This is a genomic window from Roseococcus sp. GW821-FHT12F05 (assembly GCF_058806835.1).
In genome coordinates this window covers 431,917-441,142 of sequence record NZ_JBXAQB010000005.1, presented here as the reverse complement: position 1 = coordinate 441,142, position 9,226 = coordinate 431,917, and the positions used below count along the sequence as shown (strand labels likewise).

Genomic DNA, 9,226 nt, shown 5'->3' with positions numbered 1-9,226 from the left:
CCCGTCGCCCGCCAGCCCGCCGCGCGTGTGCGCACGGTTGCCGCGCCGCCGGCCCGGCAGCGCCAGCTGCACCCCGCGCCCCGGCCGGCCACGCGCGCCGCGCAATCCGCGCCACGCAGCAGCTCCCGCGCGGCCGACGCAGCACCGCCGCCGCGCCAGCAGCTGGCCCGGAACCCGGGCTGACAACCCCGCCGCGGCGTCGCGGCGCGGCCTTCGCGCGTTGCGCGAAATCCGCATGAAACCTGACGTGACATGGCTTGCCGCCGCACGTCCCGGCATGGCAACACGTTGCGGCGAATGAACAAAGGGAATACCCCGTTGCTGAAGCCGCTCCAAAAGGCCGTCATGCCCGTCGCGGGGATGGGCACCCGTTTCCTTCCGGCCACCAAGGCGATCGCCAAGGAAATGCTGCCGGTCGTGGACCGGCCGCTGATCCAGTATGCGGTGGACGAGGCCCGGGCTGCCGGCATCGAGCAGTTCTGCTTCGTCACCGGCCGCGGCAAGACCGCGATCGTCGAGCATTTCGACGTGCATTTCGAGCTGGAGCGCATCCTCGAGGAGCGCAGCAAGACGAAGGAGCTTGCCGAGCTCCGGTCCCTGGCCATGGAGCCCGGCAGCCTCACCACCACGCGGCAGCAGGTGCCGATGGGCCTCGGCCACGCCATCTGGTGCGCCCGCAGCTTCATCGGCGACGACCCCTTCGCCATCCTGCTGCCCGATGACCTGATGATGTGCGACGTCTCCTGCACGAAGCAGCTTGCCGACGCCTATCGGGAGACCGGCGGCAACGTCGTGGCCATCGAGGAGGTCCCGATGGAGCGGGTGAACAAGTACGGCGTGCTCGACATCGAGAAGGACATGGGCAAGCTCGTCTCGGTGAAGGGCCTCGTGGAGAAGCCGCCGATCGACCAGGCGCCCTCCAACCTCACCATCATCGGCCGCTACGTGCTGATGCCCGAGGTGATCGGCCATCTCGCGAAGATGGAGAAGGGCGCCGGTGGCGAGGTGCAGCTCACGGACGGCATGGCGAAGCTCATCGGCCAACAGCCTTTCCATGGCGTGCGCTACGAGGGCCGGCGTTTCGACTGCGGCGACAAGGTGGGCTTCCTCGAGGCACAGATCGCCTTCGCGCTGAAGCGGCCCGAGCTCGCGCCGCAGGTGAAGGAATTCCTGGCCAAGTACCACTGACCCGAAGAGGCCGAATATCACGGGAATTTGAAATTTGACGGCTGCGGAACGCAGGGTGTTGAACCGTCACGGACAATCCTTTCAAATGCTGCTTCCGCATGCTGTTTCAGCCATGCGGCTCCCGGGGGTTCCTGCATGAAAATCGCGATGATCGGGGCCGGCTATGTCGGTCTCGTTTCCGGCGCTTGCTTCGCCGAATTTGGCGTGGACGTGGCGTTGGTGGATACGGATGCCGGCAAGATCGAGGCCCTGAAGGCGGGCCGCATTCCCATCTACGAGCCGCGCCTGGACCACCTCGTGGCGGACAACGCCAAGGAGGGCCGGCTGACCTTCACCACCAGCCTCGAAGAGGCAGTGGCGGGTGCCGAGGCGGTCTTCCTCGCCGTCGGCACGCCGACGCGGCGTGGCGACGGCCATGCCGACCTCACCTATGTCTTCGCCGCGGCCGAGCAGGTGGCACGCGCGGCGCAGGGGCCGCTGGTGCTGGTCACCAAGTCGACCGTCCCGGTCGGCACGGGGCGCGAGGTGAAGAAGCGCGTTCAGGCCGCCCGGCCGGACGTGGACATCACCGTCGCCTCCAACCCGGAATTCCTGCGCGAGGGCGCGGCGATCGGCGACTTCATGCGGCCGGACCGCATCGTGCTGGGCGTGGAGGAGGGCGCGGCGGGCGAGCGCGCGCTCAACGTGCTGCGGCGGCTCTACCGCCCGCTCTACCTGATCGAGACGCCGATCGTGGCGACCGGGCTGGAGACGGCCGAGATCATCAAATACGCGGCCAACGCCTTCCTCGCGATGAAGATCAGCTTCATCAACGAGGTGGCGGATCTCTGCGAGAAGGCCGGCGCCGACGTGCAGCAGGTCTCCCGCGGCATCGGCCTGGACGGCCGCATCGGCCGGAAGTTCCTGCATGCGGGCGCGGGCTATGGCGGCTCCTGCTTCCCGAAGGACACGCTGGCCTTCGCGCGCACCGGCCAGGCGCTGGGCGCGCCGCTGCGCCTCGTCGAGACGACCATCGCGGTCAACGACAGCCGCAAGGTCGCCATGGCGGACCGCGTGATCGAGGCCTGCGGCGGCTCGGTGGCGGGCAAGACGATCGGCATCCTGGGCCTGACCTTCAAGCCCGAGACCGACGACATGCGCGACGCGCCCTCGCTGGAGATCGTGCCCAAGCTGGTCGCGGCCGGAGCCACCCTCCGCGCCTATGACCCGGAGGGCATGCATGTGGCGAAGCCGCTGCTGCCGGAGGCCGTTCATTACGCGTCCAGTGCGATCGACGCCGCGACGGGGGCCGAGGCGCTGGTGCTGCTGACCGAGTGGAACGAGTTCCGCAACGTCGCGCCGGAGAAGCTGGCGGCGGTGATGGCGGGCCGCATCCTGCTCGACCTCCGCAACGTTTACGATCCGCCCGCCATGCGCGAGGCTGGCTTCACCTACCACTCGATCGGACGACCCTGATGGCCGCCTTCTCCCACGTTTTCGACAAGACCTCGCTGCGCGAGTACGACATCCGCGGAATCGTGGGAAAGACCCTGCACCCGGCCGACGCCTTCGCGATCGGTCGGGTCTTCGGGACCATCGTGGCGCGGGCCGGCGGCGGCCGCGTGGCCGTCGGGCGTGACGGACGCCTCTCCTCGCCCGAGCTGGAGAAGAGCCTGGTGGAGGGGCTGGTCGCCTCCGGCATGGAGGTGATCCGGGTCGGCTGCGGGCCGACGCCGATGCTCTACTTCGCGAGCTACGACCAGAAGGCCGACGGCGCCGTGATGCTGACCGGCAGCCACAACCCGCCGGACTACAACGGCTTCAAGATGATGATCGGCAAGAAGCCGTTCTTCGGGAAGGACATCCAGACGCTCGGCGCCATGGCGGCGAGCGGGGATGTCGTGCCGGAATCCCAGGGCTCTTCGCGCGAGGTCGATGTCAGCGAGAGCTACATCGAGCGCATGGTGAAGGACTATGCCGGCGGCCCGAAGACGCTGACGGTGGTCTGGGATCCGGGCAACGGCTCCGGCGGCGCGGTGACGGAGCGGCTGGTGAAGCGGCTGCCGGGCACGCACCGCCTCATCAATGCCGAGATCGACGGGACCTTCCCGAACCACCATCCCGACCCGACGGTGCTGAAGAATCTCGAGCAGATCATCGCCAAGGTGGCCGAGACCAAGGCCGACCTCGGTATCGCCTTCGACGGCGACGCCGACCGCATCGGCGTGGTGGACGGTGAGGGTCACATGCTCTTCGGCGACCAGCTGCTGGTGGTGCTGGCGCGCGACGTGCTGAAGGCGCATCCGGGCGCGACCATCATCGCCGACGTGAAGGCGTCGCAGGTGCTGTTCGACGAGGTGGCCAAGGCCGGCGGCGTGCCGCTCATGTGGAAGACCGGCCACAGCCTCATCAAGCAGAAGATGGCCGAGACCGGCAGCCCGCTGGCCGGCGAGATGTCGGGCCACACCTTCTTCGCGGACAAGTGGTACGGCTTCGACGACGCGCTCTATTCGGCGGTGCGGCTGCTCGACATCCTCGCGCGCAGCGACGAGAGCCTGGCGCAGATGCGCAAGGCCCTGCCGCAGGTGATCAACACGCCGGAGCTGCGCTTCGACTGCGAAGAGGCGAGGAAGTTCGAGGTCATCGAGGAGGTGAAGGCCCGCCTCGCCTCCGACGGGGCGAAGGTCCAGGCCGTGGACGGCGTGCGCGTCCTCACTGACGACGGCTGGTGGCTGCTGCGCGCCTCCAACACCCAGGCGGTGCTGGTGGCACGGGCCGAGGCCAAGACCGAGGCCGGGCTGGAGCGGCTGAAGGCGCAGCTTGTGCACCAGCTGGAGGCCTCGGGCCTCGCGGCGCCGGATTTCTCCGGACAGAATGCGGGGCACTGAAGCTTTGGGCGGCCGATTCACCACTTCGATCGCCTGCGCGGATCGAACGCCAACTCCGGATTGACGTCCGGTAATCTGCACGGCCAACTATCCTGAACGAGAGCCGCCCTGAGGCGGCTCCGACAGGAGGTTGTCCGCATGATCGCCCGCCGTTCCCTTGCCGCTGCCGGTCTCGGCATTGGCCTCGCCCCCGCCGTCCTTCGTGCCCAGGCCTGGACGCCGAACGGCCCGATCCGCGTCATCGTTCCCTTTCCCGCCGGCGGCACCACGGACGTGCTGGCGCGGCTCTACGCGCAGCGCCTGACCGAGACGCTGGGCGTCTCCGTCGTGGTCGAGAACCGCGGCGGCGCCGGTGGCTCCATCGGCGCCGATGTGGTGGCGAAGGCGGCGCCGGATGGCCAAACGCTGCTCTTCCACAATCTTACCTTCAGCACGACCACCGCGGCGATGGAGCATGCCGGCCGTGCGCCGCACTCCATCGAGCGCGACTTCGCGCCCATCACCGTCGGCGCCAACGTGCCGATGATGCTGCTGGTGGCGCGGGAGGTGCCGGCCAGCAACCTGACCGAGTTCGCCGCCTGGGCGAAGGCGCAGCCCACGCCGCCCTTCTACGGCTCGACCGGCCCCGGCAGCACGATGAACCTCGTGGCCGAGGTGCTGAAGCGCGACGGCGGCTTCAACATGGAGCACGTGCCCTTCCGCGGCGCGGCGCCGCTGGTGCAGGACATGCTGGCCGGCCGCATCCAGTTCGGCGGCGACCAGCTCTCCTCCTCGCTGCAGAACATGCGCAGCGGCGCGCTGAAGCCGGTCGCCACGCTCTCGGCCACGCGGGCGACGGCGATGCCGCAGGTGCCGACGGTGCGCGAGCAGGGCTTTCCCAATGCCGAGCTGCAGGGCTGGAACGGGTATTTCGCGCCGGCCCGCACGCCGGAGCCGATCCTGGCCCGGCTGCAGGCGGAGATCGCCGCGGCGTCGCGGCATCCTCCGCTCGCCGCGCGGATCGTGGAGCTGGGCGCCGAGCCCGGCGGCAACAGCAGCGCCGAGTTCACCCAGCAGGTGCACAGCCAGATCGCGGCGGTGCGCCCGCTGGTGCAGACACTGAACCTGCGGGTCGAGTGATGCTGTCGCGCCGGCTCCTCGCGGGGGCGTTGCTCGCCGCGCCCGCCGTTGCGCGCGCCCAGTCCTGGACGCCGAACGGCCCGATCCGCGTGATCGTGCCCTTCGCGGCCGGCGGCACGACGGACATCCTCGCGCGGCTCTATGCTCAGCGGCTCTCCGAGACCATGGGCGTTGCCTTCCTCGTGGAAAATCGCGGCGGGGGCGGTGGCTCCATCGGCGCCGACCTGGTGGCCAAGGCCGCGCCGGACGGTCAGGTGCTGCTGTTCCACAACTCCACCTTCTCGGCGACCACGGCGGTGATGGAGTTCCAGAACCGCGCGCCGCATTCCATCGAGCGCGACTTCGTGGGCGTGAGCCTCGGCGCGCTGGTGCCGACGGTGATCCTGGTCCACCCCTCGGTGCCGGCCACCAACCTCGCCGAGTTCATCGCCTGGGCACGGGCGCAGCCCCGGCCGCCCTTCTACGGCTCGACCGGCCCCGGCAGCGCCGGCCACCTGACGGGCGAGGTGCTGAAGCGCGACGGCCATTTCGAGATGGAGCACGTGCCCTTCCGCGGCGCCTCGCTGCTGGTGCAGGAGATGCTGGCGGGACGCATTCCCTTCGGCGGCGACCAGCTCTCCTCGGCGATGCCGCATATCCGCGCGGGCGGGGTGCGGCCGCTGGCCATCCGCTCCACCTCGCGCAACCGGCTGCTGCCGGAGATCGCGACGGTGCGCGAGCAGGGCTTTCCCAACGCGGAGATCCTGGGCTGGAACGGCTTCTTCGCGCCGGGACGCACGCCGGAGCCCATCCTGATCCGGCTGCAGGCCGAGATCGCGGCGGCGGCACGGCATCCGCCCGTGGCGGCGCGGATCGACGAGCTGGGCGCCGATCCCGGCGGGAATTCGAGCGCGGAGTTCACGGCGATGGTGCACGCGCAGGTCGCGGCATTGCGGCCGGTGGTGGCGTCGCTCGGGCTGCGGATGGAGTAGTTGCGGGAGGGCTTCGCCCTCTCGTGCTCACCCGCCAGGGAACACGTTACCTGGACCCATCTTTGTTGTCGGGGCCCCTCTGCTCAGGTGAGCAGGTTCTCCCGCATCGTCGCGCCCGTGTACTCCGTGCGGTAGAGCCCGCGCCGCTGCAGCTCCGGCACCACCATGCGGCCGAAATCCTCGAACATGCCGGGCGTCACGTTGCCGGTGAGCACGAAGCCGTCGCAGCCGCCGGCGTCGAACATCGCCTGCATGTGGTCGGCGATCATGGCCGGCGTGCCGACCACCATCGGGCGCGGCTTGCGCACGGCCTCGACGAAGCTGATGCCCTCGTTCCTCGCGACCTGGCGGTGGCGGTCCTCGAGGCCGCCATGGCCCTGCTCGCCGCGCGCCGCGACGAACTCCTCCTCCGTCTTCGCCTTGCTGATGTCGGCGCCCAGCATGGCCGAGGTGGTGGCCAGCGCGAGCTCGCCCGGGATCAGCGAGTTGAGGTACTCCGCCTTCTCCTTCGCGATGGATTCCGTCTCGCCGACCACCACCGTCATCGCCGGCAGGATGGCGCATTGCCAGGGCTCGCGGCCATGCTTGGCCATGCGGCCCTTGATGTCGGCATAGAACTCCACCGCCGCCTTGGTGTTCGCCATGTTGCAGAAGATCGCCTCGGCCCAGCGCGCGGCGAATTCCCGCCCGCGTGGCGAAGAGCCGGCCTGCATCAGCACCGGCCGTCCCTGCGGTGAGCGCGGCATGGTCATGGGGCCGCGCGTGCTGACGTATTTTCCCTTGTAGTTCGCGTAGCGGACCTTGTCGGGGTGGCCGAAATGCCCGCTCGCCTTGTCGAGGATCAGCGCATCCTCGTCCCAGCAGTTCCACAGCGCGCAGCAGGCCTCGACGAACTCGTCGCCGCGCTCGTAGCGGTCGTCCTTGGCCGGGATCTTCTCCATGCCGAAGTTCTTCGCTTCGAAATCGGTGGTGGAGGTCACGATGTTCCAGCAGGCGCGGCCGTTCGACAGCAGGTCGAGCGAGCCCAGCGCGCGGGCCAGGTGATAGGGCTGGTGGAAGGTGGTCGAGAGGGTGGCGCCGAGGCCCAGATGCTTCGTCACCCGCGCCATGATCGGCAGGATCGTCAGCGGATCGAGGTAGGAGAGCTGGCCGCCATATTCGACGTAGGTCGAAAAGCTCTCCTTGTAGATGTCGGGGATGCCGAGCGTGTCGGCATAGAAGCAGCCGTCGAAGCAGGCGTCCTCCAGCACGCGGGCGATGTGCTCGTAGCGCTCGAAGGTGAAGGTCTTCAGGTCCGTCTCGGGATGGCGCCAGCCGCCGGGATGCGTCGCCGTCGGGCCGGTCTTCAGATAGGCCATCATGTGCATCTTGCGGTCGCGCATGGCGTCGATCCCTAGCCTTTCCGGACGTTCCAGAAACGGTTGAAGCCCTTGAGCTGGCCGGTGAAGTTTCGGCGCCAGGTCGTGGGCTGATAGAAGACGCCCAGCGGCACGTAGGGCGCCTCGCGGAAGGCGAGCTCCTGCATATCGGCGCAGATGCGGCGCTGCGCGGCCGTGTCGCCGGTGGCGAGGAAGGCGTTGCGGAGCGCCTCCATCGGCTCGTTGGTCCACCAGCCCTGCGCGGCCAGCGGCCCGCTGCCGCGGATGGAGCGGTGATCGGCGGGATCGACGCTGCTGACCGCGGTCGTGGTGGTGCAGTAGAGGCTCCAGCCGCCGCTCTCGACCGGCTGCTTCGAGTTCCAGCGCTGGACCATCGTGCCCCAGTCCATCGACTGGTAGTCGATGTTCAGCCCGATGCGGCGGAGTACGTCGCCCACCACCTCGGTCATGGCGTTGATGCTGTGGTAGTCGGTCGGCGCCATGAGCACGATGCGCTCGCCCCGGTAGCCGGAGGCCTGCACCGCCTCGCGTACCTTGGCGAGATCGCGCGGGCCCTGGAGCGCGGCCATGCCGACATCGCTCACCATCGGGCCCGGCGTGAAGAAGCCGACGGGCGCGCGCCGCAGGCTCGCATCGTCGCCGGCAGCGGCGATCATGCAGTCGGTCTGGTCGACTGCCATCAGGATCGCGCGGCGCAGCGCCGGATTGTCCTTGAAGGGCGCGTGCAGGTGGTTGAAGCGCATTAGGCCGAGATAGCCTGCGGGGTCCAGCACCTCGGTGCGGATGGCCGCATTGGCCTTGAGGCGCGGGACGATCTCGGGAATGGGCTGGGCCCACCAGTCCACCTCGCCGGCCTGCAGCGCGGCGAAGGCCGTGGCGGGATCGGGAATGGTGCGCCACTCCACGCGGTCGAGATGGGCGATCTTCGGCCCGGCCAGGAAGTTCGGCGTGCCGCCGGGTCGCGGTACATAGCGGTCGAACTTCGCATAGACGTTGAGCGAGCCCGTCACGCGCTCGCCGGCCACGTAGCGGAAGGGGCCGCTGCCGACGACCTCGGGAATCTGCCGCGTCGGGTCGGTCTGCGCCAGCCGCTCGGGCATGATGCAGGGCATGTTGCTGTTGGCCTTGCCGAGGATGGCGGGCAGCAGCGGGAAAGGCTGCTTCAGGCGGATCCGGACCTCGCGGTCCGAATGCGCCGCCATCTCCTCGAGGATGGGCGAGATGTCGGTGCTGAAGGCATCGCGCCGCAGCCAGCGGCGGAGGCTGGCGACGACGTCGCGCGCCAGCACCGGCGTGCCGTCATGGAAGAGCAGCCCCTCGCGCAGCGTCATGCGCCAGAGCTTTCCCTCGTTCTCGACGACATGGCCCTCCACCATCTGCGGGTGGGGCGCGTAGTCCTCGTCGATGCCGTAGAGCGTGTCGAAGACCATGAAGCCGTGGTCGCGCGTCACGTAGGTGGAGGTAATGATGGGGTCGAGGATCGCGAGGTCGGCCTGCGGCACGAAGCGCAGCACCTGGCTGGCCTGCGCGCGGCCTGGCCGCGGCGCGGCCAGCGTGGCTCCGGCGAGCCCGAACACATCCCGTCTGCGCATCCATGCCTCCTCTGGCTCGAGCGGGGGGCGTTTCCTCGCACGCACATGAAACGGGCAATTTGTCCGGCGGGGCCGACAAAAATGCTCCGTATGCTCACTATTCCCGCGCC

At 69.2% G+C, this 9,226-nt stretch carries 8 protein-coding genes; 6 read left to right on the top strand and 2 right to left on the bottom strand.

Translation table 11 applies throughout. The features are described 5' to 3' along the window. The 6 genes from AC1ROY_RS16285 to AC1ROY_RS16260 all read left to right on the top strand — a co-directional run. On the top strand, positions 1 to 183 hold a 183-nt coding region (locus AC1ROY_RS16285; RefSeq protein ID WP_493149891.1), incomplete at its 5' end, for a hypothetical protein. Positions 184 to 345: 162 nt separating this feature from the next. After that, positions 346 to 1,188 (top strand): UTP--glucose-1-phosphate uridylyltransferase, encoded by an 843-nt coding sequence (locus tag AC1ROY_RS16280; RefSeq protein WP_493149905.1) that lies wholly within the window; start codon positions 346 to 348, stop codon positions 1,186 to 1,188. A 135-nt stretch (positions 1,189 to 1,323) separates the two neighbouring features. Further along, entirely contained in the window at positions 1,324 to 2,643 is a 1,320-nt protein-coding gene (locus AC1ROY_RS16275; RefSeq protein ID WP_493149890.1) for a UDP-glucose dehydrogenase family protein, read from the top strand. Beyond that, entirely contained in the window at positions 2,643 to 4,055 is a 1,413-nt protein-coding gene (gene pgmG / locus AC1ROY_RS16270) for a phosphoglucomutase/phosphomannomutase PgmG (protein ID WP_493149889.1), read from the top strand. The genes AC1ROY_RS16275 and pgmG overlap by 1 nt, the downstream gene beginning before the upstream one ends. A gap of 138 nt (positions 4,056 to 4,193) precedes the next feature. Beyond that, the gene (locus tag AC1ROY_RS16265) at positions 4,194 to 5,174 is read left to right on the top strand and encodes a Bug family tripartite tricarboxylate transporter substrate binding protein (RefSeq protein WP_493149888.1); all 981 of its coding nucleotides are present in this window, start codon (positions 4,194 to 4,196) and stop codon (positions 5,172 to 5,174) included. After that, positions 5,174 to 6,145 carry a Bug family tripartite tricarboxylate transporter substrate binding protein gene (locus tag AC1ROY_RS16260; protein WP_493149904.1) on the top strand — a complete coding sequence of 324 codons (972 nt, stop codon included), beginning with the start codon at positions 5,174 to 5,176 and terminating at the stop codon, positions 6,143 to 6,145. Before AC1ROY_RS16265 ends, AC1ROY_RS16260 begins: the two co-directional genes overlap by 1 nt. 83 nt (positions 6,146 to 6,228) lie before the next feature. Here the strand turns inward: AC1ROY_RS16260 and AC1ROY_RS16255 are convergent, their stop codons facing one another. Beyond that, positions 6,229 to 7,527 carry an LLM class flavin-dependent oxidoreductase gene (locus AC1ROY_RS16255; RefSeq protein WP_493149887.1) on the bottom strand — a complete coding sequence of 433 codons (1,299 nt, stop codon included), beginning with the start codon at positions 7,525 to 7,527 and terminating at the stop codon, positions 6,229 to 6,231. Between the two features lie 11 nt (positions 7,528 to 7,538). Then, a complete protein-coding gene (locus AC1ROY_RS16250; protein ID WP_493149886.1) occupies positions 7,539 to 9,116 on the bottom strand; it encodes an ABC transporter substrate-binding protein in 1,578 nt (525 codons plus the stop codon). Positions 9,117 to 9,226: the final 110 nt, after the last annotated feature.